Genomic DNA, 16,579 nt, shown 5'->3' on the forward strand with positions numbered 1-16,579 from the left:
CCATATACGTTGCGCCCCGGGGTAGTAGATTGGGGCAGGTTGCGGGAAGTAAAGTGGCCGGAGGGAGGTCCCCTCCGGCCAGGAGGGTCAGGCGAAGGTTTCGTTGTTCTCTGCTTTGCTCATCAGCAGCGCAGGTGGTGCGAAGCGCTCGCCGTACTGGTCAGCCAGTTGCTGTGTCCGTTCGGCAAAGGCCCGAACGCCGTACTGATTGACGAACTGGATGGCACCGCCGGTCCAGGGCGCGTAGCCAATGCCGAAGATGCTGCCGATGTTGGCATCTTCCACGGTTCTCAATACGCCTTCTTCCAGGCAGCGAATGGTCTCGATAGCCTGGATGAACAGGATGCGGTCTTTCAGGTCCTGAAGCTGCACGCTGCGGGCCTTGGCCTGGTCTACGAACAAGTTGTCCAGCTCCGGCCAAAGGTATTTTTTGCCCTTCTCCGGGTACTCGTAGAAACCGGCGCCGGCGGCTTTGCCTTTGCGGTTGTGGGTATCCACCATCGCATCAATGACGGCTTCGGCCGGATGTGGCTGCCAGGTGCCGCCGGCGGCTTCGGTGTCTTTCCGGCTCTGGGCGCGGATGTGCTGCATCAGGGTCATGCTGACTTCATCAGAAATCGCCAGTGGCCCCACCGGCATGCCGGCTAACAAACCTGCGTTCTCGATACTGGAGGGGTGAATGCCCTCGGCCAGCATGCTGATGCCTTCGTTCACGAAGGTGCCGAACACCCGGGAGGTGAAGAAGCCGCGGCTGTCGTTCACCACAATGGGGATCTTGCCGATCTGCTGCACGTAGTCGAACGCCCGGGCCAGGGTGTCATCGGAAGTTTTCTCGCCCACGATGATTTCCACCAGTTGCATCTTGTCCACCGGGGAGAAGAAGTGCAGGCCGATGAAGTTGTCCGGCTTGGCCGAGGCCTGCGCCAGTTGGGTAATGGGGATGGTGGAGGTGTTGGAGGCAAAGATACCGTTGGCCGCCATTTTCGGTTCCGATTCCTGGGTAACCCTGGCTTTCAGGTCGCTGTCTTCAAACACGGCTTCGATGATCAGGTCGCAACCCTCCAGATCCTCTGCGGAGGCTGTGGCCGTGATGCGGGCCATTACTTCATCTTTCTGGGCGTCGGTCATCCGGCCGCGGCTGACTTTCTTCGTCAGCAGGTTCTCGGAGTAGCGTTTGCCTTTCTCGGCGTTTTCAACCGAGACATCCTTCAGCACCACCTCAATGCCGCGGCTGGCAGTGGAGTAGGCAATCCCGGCACCCATCATGCCTGCACCCAGTACGCCCACTTTCTTGAAAGTTTCTTTTTCCACACCATCCGGGCGACTGCCGCCGGCCTTGATGGCGTTCAGCTGGAACCAGAAGGTGCCGGTCATGTTCTTGGCAACCTGGCCAGTGGCCAGCTCGGCAAAGTATCGGGTTTCAATCAGGCTGCCGTTGTCGAAGTCCACCTGAGCGCCTTCCACGGCTGCTGCCAGAATCCGCTCAGGGGCAGGGTAACAGCCCTTGGTTTTTTGCCGCAGCATGGCCGGTGCGATGGCCAGTTTCTGTGCCATGGCTGGATGATGTGGGGTGCCGCCGGGGAATTTGAAGCCTTTCTGGTCCCAGGGTTGCTGGCACTTGGGGTTGGCTTCGATAAAGGCCCGGGCCTTGGCGATCATGTCTTCCGGTGAGCTGGCCAATTCATTCATGATGCCGGCTTTCAGGGCCGCTTTCGGATTCACCTTTTTGCCTTCCATCAGGAACGGGAAAGCCGCTTCCAGGCCAATCATCCGGGGCAGGCGCTGGGTGCCGCCACCGCCGGGCAGCAGGCCCAGGGTCACTTCCGGCAGGCCCAGCTGGGTGCGGTCGTCATCAATGGCGATGCGGTAATGACACGCCAGCGCCAGTTCCAGTCCGCCGCCGAGGGCGGTGCCGTTAATGGCGGCCACCACGGGTTTGCTACAGGTTTCCAGCGCCCGCATATCGGCTTTCAGACAGTTGATCATGGCCTCGAAGTCTTTGGCCTGCTCGCGGGTGACTTTGTACAGTTCGTTCAGGTCGCCGCCGGCGAAGAAGGTTTTCTTGGCGGAGGCGATAATGATGCCTTTGATGTTGTCCAGGTCACCTTTGACCTTGTTGACGGTGTCGGTCAGGGCGGTGCGAAACTCGCCGTTCATGGTGTTAGCGGACTGGCCCGGCATGTCGATGGTCAGGGTCAGAATCTGGTCTGAACCCAGGTCGTATTGGATGGCACTCATGGTCGGTTCCTTTTATTTGAAAGTGGCGTTCAGACGCGCTCGATGATGGTGGCAATGCCCATGCCGCCGCCCACACACAGGGTGGCCAGGCCGTAGCGCAGTTCACGGCGTTCCAGTTCATCCAGCAGGGTGCCCAAGATGATGGCACCGGTAGCACCCAGCGGGTGGCCCATGGCGATGGCGCCGCCGTTCACGTTCACTTTCTCGTCCGGAACGGACAGTTCTTTCTGGAAGCGCATCACCACTGAGGCAAAGGCTTCGTTCACTTCAAACAGGTCGATCTGGCCCACGGTCATGCCCGCTTTCTCCAGCGCCTTGCGGGCGGCGGGGGCCGGGCCGGTGAGCATGATGGTGGGGTCTGTGCTGGTGACCGCGGTGGCGACAATGCGGGCACGGGGCTTCAGACCCAGTTCCTTGCCCTTGGCTTCACTGCCAATCAGCACGGCGGTGGCACCGTCGACAATGCCGGAGGAGTTGCCGGCGTGGTGCACGTGGTTGATCTTTTCTACGTAGTGATACTTTTCCCGGGCCACGCCATCGAAGCCCATCTCACCCATCATCTGGAACGAGGGTTTCAGGCTGGCCAGGGATTCCACGGTGGTGTTGCCGCGCACATGCTCGTCGCGATCCAGTATGACAACGCCGTTCTGATCAGTAACCGGAACGATTGATTTGGCGAAATAACCCTTTTCCCAGGCGTTGGCGGCTTTTTGCTGGGACTTTACGGCAAAGCCATCGACATCTTCACGAGTGAAGCCTTCCAGAGTGGCGATCAGGTCGGCGCCGATACCTTGAGGCATGAAACCTGTATGCAGGTTGGTTTCCGGGTCTGTCGCCCAGGCGCCTCCATCGGAACCCATGGGTACGCGCGACATCGCCTCTACACCACCGGCAACCACCATGTCTTCCCACCCGGAGCGCACTTTCATGGCGGCCAGGTTCACGGCTTCCAGGCCGGAGGCGCAGAAACGGTTCAGGGTAACGCCGGCCACTTTCTCGTCCCAGTCGGCGGCGAGTGCGGCTGTTTTGGCAATGTCTGCGCCCTGGTCGCCTACGGCGGTGACGCAACCCATCACAATGTCGTCCACCTGGGCGGTATCCAGCTGGTTACGTTCCTGCAGAGCCCTGAGCACGGTGGTGAGCAGGCTGATGGGTTTTACGCTGTGCAGTGAACCGTCTTTCTTGCCGCGTCCGCGGGGGGTGCGAACGGCATCGAATATGTACGCCTCGGTGGTCATAGCTGTTCCTCTGATTGTTATCCGGGCTTGTTTTCAAAGAGTGATAACCATAGCGGTTCAGTGTAGTACCCGGTAATGACAGCCGCTGCCAATCCCATTGGCGAAATTGCTCAGCCCGGAAACGAAAAATCCCCGCCGGAGCAGGGATTTCGGATCAGGGAAGCGAGTCGACCTTTTATTCGCTGCCGAGCATAACCTCCAGTGCGCGATTCAGGCGGTCGGCGTTGCTGGCGGATACGTCCTCTACCTCCGGGTGCAGGCACCACAGGGCAATCAGTTTTTCCAGCTCCTGTGCCGGCGCTTCTGTTTCTGTGTTGCCCATACCTTCGGACAGGCGCTGCACCTGGATTTCCATCCTGCGAGGCTGGTCCTGTTCCGGGGTATCGGCGCCGGCGAGGATCTCCGCACGAATGGCCAGGTCCCGGCCAGACACTGCTCGCTGGTTCTGTGCCAGGCGGGCCCAGCTCTCAGGCACGGTTTGCGGATCCAGGGAGTTGTCTACCCGGCCCGCAACCAGGCTTTGCCAGTCGTTGATTTTCTGTTTCAACTTACGGGTGCGGGCGGTCTGGGCCAGGCGCTTTTTCAGCTCCTGAACCTGTTCCCGAACCGGCTTGGACAACGGATTACCGGCCAGGCCGTTCAATTGTTCGATGGCGCCGGCGATGGACTGGTCATCGGAGTCAGTGCCAAGTTCCCGCAGCTGGGCAACGGTTTCGAGTGCCGCCTGGTCTGCCTGTTCGGTTGCCTCCTGCTGTGCGGAGCGCTGGGCATCGCGGCGGGCAAAGATCTGGTCACAGGCTGTGCGGAACGCCTGCCAGAGTTTGCGGTCTTCCCGGTGCCGGGTGATGCCGATGGCTTTCCAGTCGTTCTGCAGGGCCTTGGCTTGCTCCATGGCTTCCTGCAGGGGCTCGTGGCTGATCAGCGCCTCGGCTTTTTCGATGATGCCTTGTTTGAGGGTTTCGTTCTTTTTGCGCTCTTCGTCCAGCGGGCGCTCAAGCTGCTTCAGCAAGTCGTCAAAACGCTTCTGGATTTGCCGGTTGTCGCGGAAGTCCACGGGCCAGGCCGATTTCCACTCCTGCCGGGCAGTCTGGTGAATGCGCTCGGCGCCTTTCCAGTCGATGGCTGTCCAGTCTGCGTTGTCCAGGAAAGTAGCCAACTGGTCGCAGATGGCCTGGCGCTTCTGCAGGTTGGCCTGTTTAAGGTCCGATTTTGCCTCGAAGTAGGCTTTGCAGGGTTCGTAGGCCTTGTCAGACGCGGCCTTGAACCGGCTCCATAGGGCCCGGTCAGACGAACCGCCCAGTTCACGCCACTCGCTCTGCAGCTCCTTGATGCGCTCCGCCTTGGCTTCCGGCTCGATGGGTTGTTCTGCCAGGTATTCCATTTGCTCGCACAGGGATACCTGCTTGGGTTCGGTGGCAAAGCCCTGCCAGTCGCTGAGCTCCCGGAACTGGCCGGCAAGCAGTTGCATGCGGGCCTGGAAGCCACGACGGTTTCGGCCATCCAGTTGCTGGAACTGGTTCTGGGCGGTTTTCAGAAGTTGCTTTGATTCCTTGAACTGCCTGGCTTCCAGGGCAGCTTCCAGGTCCGGAAGGGTGGCCTTCAGAGCTGACATAACCGCGCTTTGCTGTTCCTGGTTGGCATCTGCCGGTTTCGCGGCTCTGGGTTTGCCGGCCAGCTTGCGTACAGGTTCCAGCCTGGCGGGCTGGGGGAATTCTGCCGGCCACTCCAGTTCCTTGAGCAGTTGCCTTGCAGCATCACGTTGCTCGTCGGTTGCCTCGTCTGATCCGGCCGCTTCACCCAGGCTGGCAATGCTGTCTTTCATGGTTTCCAGGCGGCGCACGGCACTCAGGTAGTTGCGCAAGCCCAGTATCTGCTGCTCGTATTCTTTCTGCTCCTGCTTGCTTACCTGGGTGTCACGGGTGGCCTCCAGCCAGCGGTTTTCCTGGGTTTTCTGCAGGGCGTCCAGGGCCGAGGCCGAAGGCAGGTCTTCTGCGGAGGCAGTTTGCAGGTCTGTCAGGGTCTGCTGGAGCAGTTCCAGGGTCTCGGTTCTCTGGCGGGCCTGCTCCTGGTGGCGCTTTTCGTCTTCCTGTACCTGTTTAAACTGTTTCAGCCGCTCCCGGCAGTCGTGCACGGCAGCCAGGAATTGCCCGGCCTGTTCGGCACTGGCGCTGGCTTCAACGCTGCGCCAGCTTTCCTGTGCTGCGTCGAGCCGGGCTTCGTAAAGCTTGGTGTCTTCACTGCGGGCCTGGTCCTGTACCTGGGTGATCAGGGCTTCGATACGCTGTTGTACGGCGGTTTCGGCGGCCTGCTGGTCTTTCACGGTTTGCAGGCTTTGCTTGATTGCCTGGTAGACACCCTTGTCCCGGCCCTTGGCCTGCTTGAGCACCTGCTGCAGGAGCTCTTCCTGCTGAAGGCCGTTGGCGGCTTCCAGGCGAATGGCAGCGGTTACGCCGTCAATGGCAAGCTGGGCGAGTTCGGGCTGTGGCGGATTGTTTCTGAGCTGGTTTTCCTGGGATTCCCGCAGAAGCTGTCGTTCGTTTTGGGCTTCCTGCTGGCTGGCCTCGGCCGCTTTTGGCGTGCTGTTTTTCGGAGCGCTTGCCGGGGTTGCCTTGTGGGATTTGAACAGTCTCTGAATGAATGCAGCCATATAAAGGTATCCTTCGGGATTGAAACCAGTCTGCGGTGGCGGCAAAGTGTGCTGCCACCGGCCACAAGCACGGTCGGGTGTGCCGGGCGGTGTGTGAAATCGGCCGGTAGTCTAGCGTTTTGCAAGCCATCGCGGAAAGGGGCTGTATGGCAAAAAGAGATGAAAATCCCGAAGACCAGGATTACAAGGCCCGCTCGGTGGCGCTGCGCCTGCTGGCTCGGCGTGAACACAGTCGCCACGAGCTGGCGCTGAAACTTCGCCAACGGAAGATTGAGCCGGCACTGATCAACACAGTCCTCGATGAATTCGAGGATGAAGGATGGCTGGATGATCACCGTTTTGCCGATGTGTTTGCCCGGCAACGGATGGATGCGGGCTACGGGCCCCTGAGAATCCTGGCGGACTTGCAGCAGCGTGGGGTGAATTTCAGCCCCGGGTGCCTCAGTGAAACCACCGAAGAGCAATGGCTGGCATCGGCAGTGCGCCTGAGGGAAAGGCGGTTCGGGCTGGCAAGGCTGGATGATGACCTGAAAGAAAAGTTGCGACAGGCACGGTTTCTGGCCGGGAGGGGCTTTTCCCATTCACAGGTTGAGCGGGCACTGGAAGCGCGGGCTCCCGAAGACGAGTAACCCGGTTGGCCGGATTACAGTGTGGGCGGGATCAGCCCCAGCTCAGGTGGCAGTGCGGCTCGCAGGCTGGGTGAGCCCGATTCTGTATTGTCCGCGTTGTTGGAACCATTGGTTCCATCTTCGGCGCTTTCATCTCTGGCATTGAGGGCGGCCAGGTCTACATCGGTTTCAGACGGTTCTGGCAGCTCCGGTTCCGTGACCCTTACCAGCACATCGTAGTAGCGACGGATGTTCTGTACGTAGGCCACCGGCTCGTGCCCACGGGCATAACCGAAGCGGGTTTTGGTGTACCACTCCTTCTGGGCCAGCAACGGCAGGAATTCCTTCACATCCATCCAGCGATCCGGGTTTTTACCTGCCGATTCCGTTAACCGTCGGGCATCTTCAAGGTGGCCATAGCCCACGTTATAGGAGGCGAGGGCAAACCAGGTGCGGTCCGGTTCCGGAATCCGGTCGGGAATTTTCTCGAGCACCCGGAGGAAATACAGGGCGCCACCTTTAATACTTTGCTCCGGGTCCAGGCGGTTACTCACGCCGATATAGTTGGCAGTGGTTCGGGTAAGCATCATCAGCCCGCGCACGCCGGTGGGGGAGACCGCATTGGCGCGCCAGTGGGATTCCTGATAGCCGATGGCTGCAAGCAGGCGCCAGTCCAGGCCGGTTTCCCGGGCGTAGCTTTCGAAGGTGGTCTGGTAGGTGGGCAGCCGGTTGTCCACGTGGGCCATGAAGGTTTGGGCACCCACAAAATTGAGCCGGTCCAGGTGGCCATAAAAACGCTCGGCCAGCTGCTCCATCTGGCCGCTATCACGCTGGGCTTCCATGAAGCTGGCGGCGGCATTGGCCAGCGAATCGTCCTGTTCCGCCGGGAACAGCCAAACCAGCTCTTCCGGCTCGTTCAGGGCGAAACCTTCGTAGACATCGGGGAAGAAGACGTGGTTCAGGTCGAGCTCGTTCGATGAAACCACCGCGTAGGCGAATTCCCCGGTTTCCACCCGGGCCAGAAGGCCAGCGGCATCGATTTCAGCGTGAACGGCAATAACCGGCGCTGGTTCGCCTTCCTGTGCTTCAAGCAGATGTTCGTGGTTGCTGTCAGCCAGCATGTGGACAGTATCGCCCTGCAGGTCGTCGAGGGTTTCTGGCCTGTCTGCATCCCGGTGGTAGACCACTACGGACTGAACACTGGTGCCGGTGGGCACGGTGTGGAACTTGCCTTCGAACTCCGGCAGCCTGGCGAGCCCGGCCATACCGATGTGGGCGTAGTTTCGGGAAAGAACCGAGAGGATTTCGGAGTTGTCTTCAGCAACACGGACTCTCAGCTCTACGCCCAGTTCCCGGGCAAAGTCGTTGACCAGTTCGTAGTCGTACCCGGTCGTGGTTTCCCGTTCCTGGTAATAAATAGAAGGAGCTATACGGGTAATAACGTGCAGGGCACCTTCGTTGCGAACTTCCTGAAGGGCAGTCGGCCGGGAGCAGCCGCTGACCGCCAGTGCAGCCAGCAGAATCATGGCCACAGGCCTGTGGCTGGTTTTAAAGGTGCTGATCAATCGTGACAAATCCCTGCGCTCCGCATCATTCGACGTTCCATGCAGTCAGGTGAATGATCCCTCCTTGCCGGAAGGTGGTCAATTGATCTGTTCAATCCATGTGCAAAACAATGTCAATTGTACGCTTTTCCGGCCGGCTACCTGATGCTGTATCCCGCCGCCCGTTTCGAGTATCATGGCCGCCTTTCAGACGTCTCCCGATTTCGCGCGATACAGGTTGATATCATGCTTGAACTTCGCGGCGCTCCCGCGCTCTCGCCTTTCCGTTCCCGCAAGCTGCACTCCAGGATCCAGGATATTGTTCCGGATGTAGCCCATGTGTATGCCGAGTTCATGCACTTTGTGGATCTCGATGATGACCTCTCCGACGCGGAACACGCGATTCTGGACAGGCTGCTGACATACGGCCCCAGTGTACAGGTTGAAGAACCTGAAGGGGTTCTGTTCCTTGTGGTGCCCCGGCCGGGCACCCTGTCGCCCTGGTCCAGCAAGGCCACGGACATTGCCCGCAACTGCGGCTTGCGCCAGATTCGCCGGATCGAGCGTGGTATTGCCTATTATGTGCAGTCCAGCCGTAAGCTGGGCCTGGAGCAGCGGGAAAAGATTGCCGCCCTGCTGCACGACCGCATGACCCAGACCGTCTTCCACGAAACCGGCGGTGCCGTGCTGCTGTTCAGCCACGACGAACCGCGCCCGCTGGGCCGTGTACCGGTGTTGTCCGGCGGCCGTGATGCCCTGGTTGAAGCCAACGCCCGGCTGGGCCTGGCGCTGGCGGAAGACGAGATTGACTACCTGGTGAAGTCGTTCACCGGCCTTGAGCGTGATCCGACCGACGTGGAACTTATGATGTTCGCGCAGGCCAACTCGGAGCACTGCCGCCACAAGATTTTCAATGCGTCCTGGGATATCGACGGGCAAGGCCAGGAGAAATCCCTGTTTGCCATGATCCGCAACACCTTCGAGATGAACAGCGAAGGCGTGTTGTCGGCCTATAAAGATAACGCGTCGGTTATCGAAGGCAGTGTGGCCGGGCGCTTCTTCCCGGATCCGGAAACCGGTGTGTACGGCTACAACAAGGAGCCGGTACACATTCTGATGAAGGTGGAAACCCACAACCATCCCACGGCTATCTCGCCGTTTGCCGGTGCCGCTACCGGCTCCGGTGGTGAAATCCGTGATGAGGGCGCGACCGGTCGGGGTTCCAAGCCCAAGGCCGGCCTGTCGGGCTTCACGGTTTCCAACCTGAATATTCCCGGCGATGAGCAGCCCTGGGAGATCGGCTACGGTAAGCCGGATCGCATTGCCTCACCGCTGGATATCATGATTGAAGGCCCGATTGGCGGCGCTGCGTTCAACAACGAATTCGGCCGTCCGAACCTGGCCGGCTACTTCCGTACCTTCGAGGAGAAGGTGCCCGGCGCCGCCGGTGAGGAAGTGCGCGGTTACCACAAGCCCATCATGATTGCCGGTGGTCTGGGTAACATCCGGGAAGATCATGTGGAGAAGGGTAATATCCCGGTTGGCGCCAAGCTGATTGTGCTGGGTGGCCCCTCTATGCTGATCGGCCTGGGTGGTGGCGCGGCGTCTTCCATGGACTCTGGCTCCAGTAACGAGAACCTGGACTTTGCCTCGGTTCAGCGGGACAACCCGGAAATGGAACGCCGCTGCCAGGAAGTGATCGACCGCTGCTGGCAAATGGGCGATGACAACCCGATCTGCTTTATTCACGACGTAGGTGCGGGTGGTTTGTCCAACGCCATGCCGGAACTGGTGAAAGACGGCGGCCGTGGCGGCAAGTTCGAATTGCGGGATATCCCGAGCGACGAACCCGGAATGTCGCCCCTGGAAATCTGGTGTAACGAATCCCAGGAACGCTACGTAATGGCCGTGGCACCGGAGAATCTCGACCTGTTCGATTCCCTGTGCCGTCGCGAGCGTTGCCCCTATGCGGTGATCGGTGAAGCCACCGAAGCACACCACCTGGAACTGGGCGATTCGTACTTTAACGACAAGCCGGTGGACCTGCCGATGGAAGTGCTGTTCGGCAAGCCGCCGAGAATGCACCGCAGCATTACCCGCTCTTCGTTCACCAAGCCGGTGTTCGATTCCACCAAGATCGATATCCATGATGCCATTCGCCGTATCCTGCGTTTGCCGTCTGTGGGTTCCAAGAGTTTCCTGATCACCATTGGTGACCGCACAATTACCGGCCTTGTGGCCCGTGACCAGATGGTTGGCCCCTGGCAGGTGCCGGTGAGTGATGTGGCGGTGACCGCTGCCTCCTTTGATGTGCGTACCGGCGAAGCCATGGCTATGGGCGAACGCACACCGGTTGCAGTTATTGATGCGCCGGCTTCCGGCCGTATGGCGGTGGGCGAGGTAATTACTAACCTGGCCGCGGCGCCTATCGAAAAGCTTTCGAATATTCGCCTGTCTGCGAACTGGATGGCCGCAGCCGGTCACCCGGGTGAAGACGAGAATCTCTACGAGACCGTGCGCGCAGTCGGTATGGAGCTGTGCCCGGAGCTGGGCATTACCATCCCGGTGGGCAAGGACTCCATGTCTATGAAAACCACCTGGGAAGAAGACAACGGTGAGCAGAAGAGCGTGACTGCGCCGCTGTCTCTGATTGTCAGCGGCTTTGCGCCGGTTACCGATGTAGCCCGCACACTGACGCCCCAGCTAAGAACAGATGCCGGTGAAACCGACCTGATCCTGGTTGACCTGGCTGCCGGCCAGAACCGCCTGGGTGGCTCTGCACTGGCGCAGGTTTATCGCCAGGTTGGTGCCGTAGCGCCAGACCTGGACGACCCGGAAGACATCAAGGCCTTCTTCGCGGTGATCCAGGGCCTGAATGGCGACGGCAAGTTGCTGGCGTATCACGATCGTTCTGACGGCGGTTTGTTTGTCACACTGGCAGAAATGGCATTTGCCGGCCGCACCGGTGTGGATATCAAGCTGGACGGCCTGGCGGAAGACAGCTCGCAATTTGCCCGCGAGCTGTTTAACGAAGAACTGGGTGCAGTCATTCAGGTGCGTCGTGACGACACCGAGTTTGTCCTGCAGCAGTTCTCGTCGGCTGGTCTGGGCGACCACACCAGTGTGGTGGGTACCCTGAACGATAAAGACCGCGTGCGCCTGAACTTTGCCGGCGACAGTGTGGTGGATGAGTCCCGCACAGAGCTTCAGCGCCTGTGGGCGGAAACCAGCTATCGCATTCAGTCGCTGCGCGATAATGCGGACTGTGCCCAGGATGAGTTTGATAACCTGCTGGACGCTGGAGACCCCGGCCTGAACGCCGAGCTGACCTTCGACATTAACGAAGATGTTGCTGCACCGTTCATCAACACCGGCGCCCGGCCGAAAGTGGCTGTCCTGCGTGAGCAGGGCGTAAATGGCCAGGTTGAAATGGCAGCAGCCTTCGACCGTGCCGGTTTTGAATCAACAGACGTGCACATGAGCGACCTGCTCTCTGGCCGCATCACCCTGGATGATTTCCAGAGCCTGGTGGCGTGTGGCGGGTTCTCCTACGGTGATGTTCTGGGTGCCGGTGAAGGTTGGGCCAAGTCCATCCTGTTCAATGACCGCGTTCGGGATCAGTTTGCCGCGTTCTTCAATCGCCAGGACACACTGGCATTGGGCGTGTGCAACGGTTGCCAGATGCTGTCGAACCTGCACGAGCTGATTCCGGGTAGCGAAGGCTGGCCGCGCTTTGTTCGTAACCAGTCTGAGCAGTTTGAAGCTCGCCTGGTGATGGTGGAAGTAGCACAGTCTCCGTCTGCATTCCTGGACGGCATGGCCGGTTCCCGGATGCCGATCGCCGTGGCCCACGGTGAAGGTCGGATTGAATTTGCCGCCGCTCATAACGCCCAGGCGCTCATCGAAAATGAGCTGGTAGCCATGCGTTACGTGGACAACCGGGGCGAGGCGACGACTCGTTACCCCTACAATCCGAACGGTTCCGAGGCGGGCATCACCGGTGTTACCACCCGTGATGGCCGGGTGACCATCATGATGCCGCATCCCGAGCGGGTATTCCGTGCGGTTCAGCACTCCTGGCGCCCGGATGGCTGGCAGGAAGACGGCCCCTGGATGCGTATGTTCAGAAATGCGAGACGCTGGTTGGCTTGATCAACCCCTGAGTCCGTCTTGACAAAGCCGGCCTGAAGAGCTTCTGTTGGAAGCACCCTTCAGGCCGGTTTTTTTGTGTAAAAAAGTCCGAAAACTTGTCAGTCAAGGTCTTGACTCGCGAACTTTATGCACATTTTTGCGGGTGGGTTGTGTGATCTGTGAACAGAGTCAGAGATTTACGCCTGATTTTTGTTCGACAAATATAAGTTATTGAAAGATAACGATTAAATTAAATGGGCGATTTTGTCGCCAGTTTAAGGAAAGGTCAGTAACAATGGGGCTCAGGGACGGATTCCCAGAAACTATCCCCAGAGTTATCCACAGAAACTGTGGGTAAGTTTGGAAACCCTAATGCTGAGCGAAACTTGATCAATCTGGAGCGGGCTATGTACAAGTTGTGTTACTTCGTGCCGGAGAGTCATCTGGGGCCAACCAAGCTGGCTTTGTTCGATGCCGGTGCGGGGAAGATCGGTGATTACGATCAGTGTGCCTGGCAATGCAAAGGGCAGGGCCAGTTTCGTCCGTTGGAAGGAAGTGATCCTTTTTTGGGGAGTCAGGGCGAGCTGGAGACCGTATCGGAGTACAAGGTCGAGCTGGTTTGCGATGATGCGGTGATCGGCAAGGCGGTTGCGGCGCTGAAGCAGGCTCACCCCTATGAGGAGCCTGCGTACGAGGTTTTCCGGCTGGAAGACTTCTGATCAGTCCTTCTTCGCCATCGGGTGGCGAATGTCTTTAATGTGCACGCCATAGCTGTCGCTCTTCATATCACTGAGGAACAGCTCAAGGGTTTTTCGTACGGTAGGAAAGGAAATTTCGTCCCAGGGGATATCGTCGGGAGTGAACAGCTTTGATTCCAGGGACTCTTGCCCGGCGCCGAATTGCCCGTCTGTAAGGGTGGCGCGATAAAACATGTGCACCTGGTTGATGTGGGGAACATCAATAATCGAGTACAGGCCATGGATGGTAACTTCCGCCAGGGCTTCTTCCCGGGTTTCCCGGGCGGCTGCTTCCATGGTGGTCTCGGCGTTTTCCATAAACCCTGCAGGCAGGGTCCAGTAGCCATAGCGGGGTTCGATCGCGCGCTTGCATAACAGAATCTGGCCTTCCCACACCGGAACCGTGCCGGCAACAATGCGCGGGTTCTGGTAATGTATAGTCTCGCAGCTGACGCAAACATAGCGATGCCGGTTATCTCCCTCTGGAATACGTTGTTCAACCGGCTGGCCGCATGTGCTGCAATACTTCATTGTTTTCCCCGTATACTGAGTGTCCGTTGGTAGTCAGTTTAACGATCCGGACTGCCTGTGTCTCACTCAATATTGGCAAGTAACCGGAGTAAAGAGTGGAAGACCTGCTAACCGAACGGTTGTCCAAATACGCCCCCAGGCAACTGGCCCTGGATTACCCCGAAGCTGGCGTGCTCGTTCCGGTCACCGATGATCACCGCAACCCCGAGATCATTTTCACGCTCCGGTCCGAGCATATGAAAACCCACCGCGGGCAGGTTGCTTTCCCGGGGGGCAAGCGGGATCCCGAAGATGCTTCCCTGGCGGAAACCGCGTTGAGGGAGACCCATGAAGAGATCGGCCTGCCGCCGGACCAGGTTCGGCTCATTTCGCCGCTCAGCCAGGTGATGTCTTTGCACCGGATTGTCGTAACTCCATACGTGGGCCTGGTGCCGGTTGATCACCCGTTACAGGCAAATCCGGCGGAAATTGAAAGTATCTTCCGTGTTCCGGTTTCTTTTTTCCTCGAGGACAAGCGGGAACGAACGGATACCCTCAGCTTCCAGCACAATACCCTTTACGTGCCATGCTATCGCTGGGAGCGTTATCAGATATGGGGTTTGTCGGCCGTGGTTCTGGTCGATTTTCTGAATGCTGTGTACGATGCCGGCATCGATATTCTTGAGCCGCCCCGGTAGGGCGACGGAGGAGTTCTATGTTTTATAGCCTGGGTCAGCGAAAGCCCGAAAAAGACGGCGATGGCCAGTTTGTCGCCCACAACGCCACCGTGATTGGCAGCGTCAAGCTGATGGAGAAATCCAGTATCTGGTTCAATGTGGTGATTCGTGGCGACAATGAGTTGATCACCATAGGCCCGGAATCAAACATTCAGGACGGTTCGGTTCTGCATACCGATCCGGGTATTCCGCTTACTATTGGGCGTGGTGTGACCGTCGGGCACAAAGCGATGCTGCATGGCTGTCAGATCGGGGATTATTCGCTTATTGGCATTAATGCGGTGGTGCTCAATGGTGCAAAGATCGGCAAGCATTGCCTGATTGGCGCGAACACCTTGATCCCGGAAGGAATGGAAATTCCGGACGGCTCCATGGTGATCGGTTCCCCGGGCAAGGTTCGTCGTGAGCTGAATGACAGCCAGAAGAAAATGCTGGAGTTCAGTGCGGCTCACTACGTGAAGAATGCCGAGCGTTACCTGGCTGATCTGCAGCAAGTCGAGATTTAAGCATGAAAACTGCCGATAGAGTTCGCTCCCCCTGTGTCAGCATTTGTGCGCTGGACCAGAATGACACCTGCATAGGCTGTCAGCGAACCGGGGATGAAATACTGCGCTGGACCATGATGACAGACGAGGAGCGCCGGGAGGTTCTTCGAAAGGTGGCTGAGCGTGAAAAGAAAGTTGCTATCTAATCTATACACAGGAAGACAGATTCAATGACTGGTTCAGAGCAGACTGTCCGGATTGGTACACCGCTGAAGCCTGGTGCAACGCGCGTGCTTTTTTGCGGCTCAGGCGAGCTTGGTAAAGAAGTGGTAATCGAGCTGCAGCGCTACGGTGTGGAAGTGATTGCCGTGGATCGCTACGAAAATGCACCGGCCATGCAAGTCGCCCACCGCAGCCATGTGGTTGATATGCTTGATGGCACGGCACTGAGGGCTGTCATTGAAAAAGAGCGCCCGCACCTGATTGTTCCTGAAATCGAGGCCATCGCAACGGCTGAGCTGGTGCGGCTTGAAGAAGAAGGGTACAGGGTTGTTCCGACCGCGCGTGCCGTCAATCTGACGATGAACCGCGAAGGTATCCGCCGCCTGGCTGCGGAAGAGTTGGAGTTGCCCACTTCAGCCTACCGGTTTGCCGGCAGCCGCGAGGAGTACCTGGCTGCCGTCGAAGAGATTGGCCTGCCATTGGTAGTCAAGCCGGTGATGAGTTCTTCGGGTAAGGGGCAGAGCCTGGTAAGAGACAATGCGGAGATAGAAGCGGCCTGGGAGTATGCCCAAACCGGTGGCCGGGCAGGGAAGGGGCGTGTCATCATCGAAGGCTTTGTGGGCTTCGATTATGAGATCACCCTGCTGACGGTTCGCCACCGTGATGGCGTTTCGTTCTGCGATCCCATCGGGCACCGCCAGGAAGATGGCGATTACCGGGAATCCTGGCAGCCGCACCCTATGGCTCCCAAAGCCCTTGAGCGCTCCATGGAAATTGCCCGGGCAGTTGCTGACAACCTGGGTGGTTACGGTGTCTATGGTGTGGAGCTGTTTGTAAAGGGCGATCAGGTCTGGTTCTCGGAAGTATCCCCGAGGCCACACGATACTGGCCTGGTTACCCTGATGTCCCAGGACCTGTCCGAGTTTGCCCTGCACGCCCGGGCTATTCTTGGTTTGCCTGTTCCGGTAATTCGCCAGCAAGGACCAACGGCTTCGGCGGTCATTCTTCCTGAAGGCGAGTCAGTTGATGTCTCATACAGCGGAGTAGAGCTGGCACTTGCTGAGCCGGACACCCAGTTGCGGTTGTTTGGCAAGCCGGAGTTGAAGGGGCGTCGTCGCATGGGGGTGGCGCTGGCAAAGGGGAACTCTATAGAGGAGGCCCGGCAGCGTGCTTTGGCTGTTGCGGATGCCGTTAAAGTAGAGCTTTAATGGCGCGCGTGTAGCCGGAGCGTTGGCGGCGAAAAGGACTTTTCAAAAAAGTTTAAGGTAACCGTTGACACCTGTGCTGAGGTCTGTAGAATGCGCCTCTCGCTTGAGGGGCAGCGCCGGAAACGGAGCAAAACCTCAGCGATAACCGATTGAAAGTATTCGAAAAATTGCTTCAGAAATTATTCGAAATCAACGGTTGACAAGGCGGCGGAACGATGTAGAATGCGCGGCCTTGATTGAGCAGCAGCTCAAACGCTCTTTAACAAGTTAACCA

At 58.6% G+C, this 16,579-nt stretch carries 12 protein-coding genes; 7 read left to right on the forward strand and 5 right to left on the reverse strand.

The genetic code is table 11. The annotated features are described in order from the left end of the window. Nucleotides 1-87: 87 nt before the first annotated feature. The 3 genes from AC13DJ_RS07335 to AC13DJ_RS07345 all read right to left on the reverse strand — a co-directional run bounded on the left by AC13DJ_RS07335 (nt 88) and on the right by AC13DJ_RS07345 (nt 6,123). On the reverse strand, nt 88-2,238 hold the full coding sequence (locus AC13DJ_RS07335; protein ID WP_482932907.1) for a 3-hydroxyacyl-CoA dehydrogenase NAD-binding domain-containing protein: 2,151 nt from the start codon (nt 2,236-2,238) through the stop codon (nt 88-90). A gap of 29 nt (nt 2,239-2,267) precedes the next feature. Then, nucleotides 2,268-3,476 carry an acetyl-CoA C-acetyltransferase gene (locus AC13DJ_RS07340; protein ID WP_482932908.1) on the reverse strand — a complete coding sequence of 403 codons (1,209 nt, stop codon included), beginning with the start codon at nt 3,474-3,476 and terminating at the stop codon, nt 2,268-2,270. A gap of 175 nt (nt 3,477-3,651) precedes the next feature. Beyond that, complete coding sequence (locus AC13DJ_RS07345; protein ID WP_482932909.1) at nt 3,652-6,123, reverse strand: DUF349 domain-containing protein; 2,472 nt, start codon at nt 6,121-6,123, stop codon at nt 3,652-3,654. Nucleotides 6,124-6,269: 146 nt separating this feature from the next. On the opposite strand from AC13DJ_RS07345, the gene AC13DJ_RS07350 reads away from it, so the two are divergent. Further along, nucleotides 6,270-6,752: a regulatory protein RecX gene (locus AC13DJ_RS07350; protein ID WP_474540912.1), complete on the forward strand. Its 483-nt coding sequence runs from the start codon at nt 6,270-6,272 to the stop codon at nt 6,750-6,752. 14 nt (nt 6,753-6,766) lie between these two features. Here the strand turns inward: AC13DJ_RS07350 and mltF are convergent, their stop codons facing one another. Continuing rightward, nucleotides 6,767-8,257, reverse strand: coding sequence for a membrane-bound lytic murein transglycosylase MltF (gene mltF, locus AC13DJ_RS07355; RefSeq protein WP_482932915.1), 1,491 nt, complete (start codon nt 8,255-8,257; stop codon nt 6,767-6,769). Between the two features lie 264 nt (nt 8,258-8,521). Here mltF and purL point away from each other — a divergent pair, with 264 nt between their 5' ends. Both purL and AC13DJ_RS07365 read left to right on the forward strand, forming a co-directional pair. Further along, nucleotides 8,522-12,427 (forward strand): phosphoribosylformylglycinamidine synthase, encoded by a 3,906-nt coding sequence (gene purL, locus AC13DJ_RS07360; protein WP_482932910.1) that lies wholly within the window; start codon nt 8,522-8,524, stop codon nt 12,425-12,427. Nucleotides 12,428-12,813: 386 nt separating this feature from the next. Next, nucleotides 12,814-13,125: a YqfO family protein gene (locus AC13DJ_RS07365; RefSeq protein WP_339649302.1), complete on the forward strand. Its 312-nt coding sequence runs from the start codon at nt 12,814-12,816 to the stop codon at nt 13,123-13,125. Here AC13DJ_RS07365 and AC13DJ_RS07370 read toward each other — a convergent pair whose 3' ends face one another. Continuing rightward, a complete protein-coding gene (locus tag AC13DJ_RS07370; RefSeq protein ID WP_273131983.1) occupies nt 13,126-13,674 on the reverse strand; it encodes an NUDIX hydrolase in 549 nt (182 codons plus the stop codon). A 95-nt stretch (nt 13,675-13,769) separates the two neighbouring features. Between AC13DJ_RS07370 and AC13DJ_RS07375 the strand changes: the two genes are divergently transcribed. Genes AC13DJ_RS07375 through purT form a run of 4 tightly spaced genes read left to right on the forward strand, consistent with a single transcriptional unit; the run spans nt 13,770 to nt 16,305 of the window. Beyond that, on the forward strand, nt 13,770-14,351 hold the full coding sequence (locus AC13DJ_RS07375) for an NUDIX hydrolase (protein WP_482932911.1): 582 nt from the start codon (nt 13,770-13,772) through the stop codon (nt 14,349-14,351). A gap of 17 nt (nt 14,352-14,368) precedes the next feature. Beyond that, nucleotides 14,369-14,896: a gamma carbonic anhydrase family protein gene (locus AC13DJ_RS07380; protein WP_199457600.1), complete on the forward strand. Its 528-nt coding sequence runs from the start codon at nt 14,369-14,371 to the stop codon at nt 14,894-14,896. A gap of 2 nt (nt 14,897-14,898) precedes the next feature. After that, a complete protein-coding gene (locus AC13DJ_RS07385; RefSeq protein WP_199457599.1) occupies nt 14,899-15,081 on the forward strand; it encodes a DUF1289 domain-containing protein in 183 nt (60 codons plus the stop codon). Between the two features lie 24 nt (nt 15,082-15,105). Then, nucleotides 15,106-16,305 (forward strand): formate-dependent phosphoribosylglycinamide formyltransferase, encoded by a 1,200-nt coding sequence (gene purT, locus AC13DJ_RS07390; protein WP_482932912.1) that lies wholly within the window; start codon nt 15,106-15,108, stop codon nt 16,303-16,305. Nucleotides 16,306-16,579: the final 274 nt, after the last annotated feature.

It is taken from the genome of Marinobacter sp. L-46 (assembly GCF_056859535.1).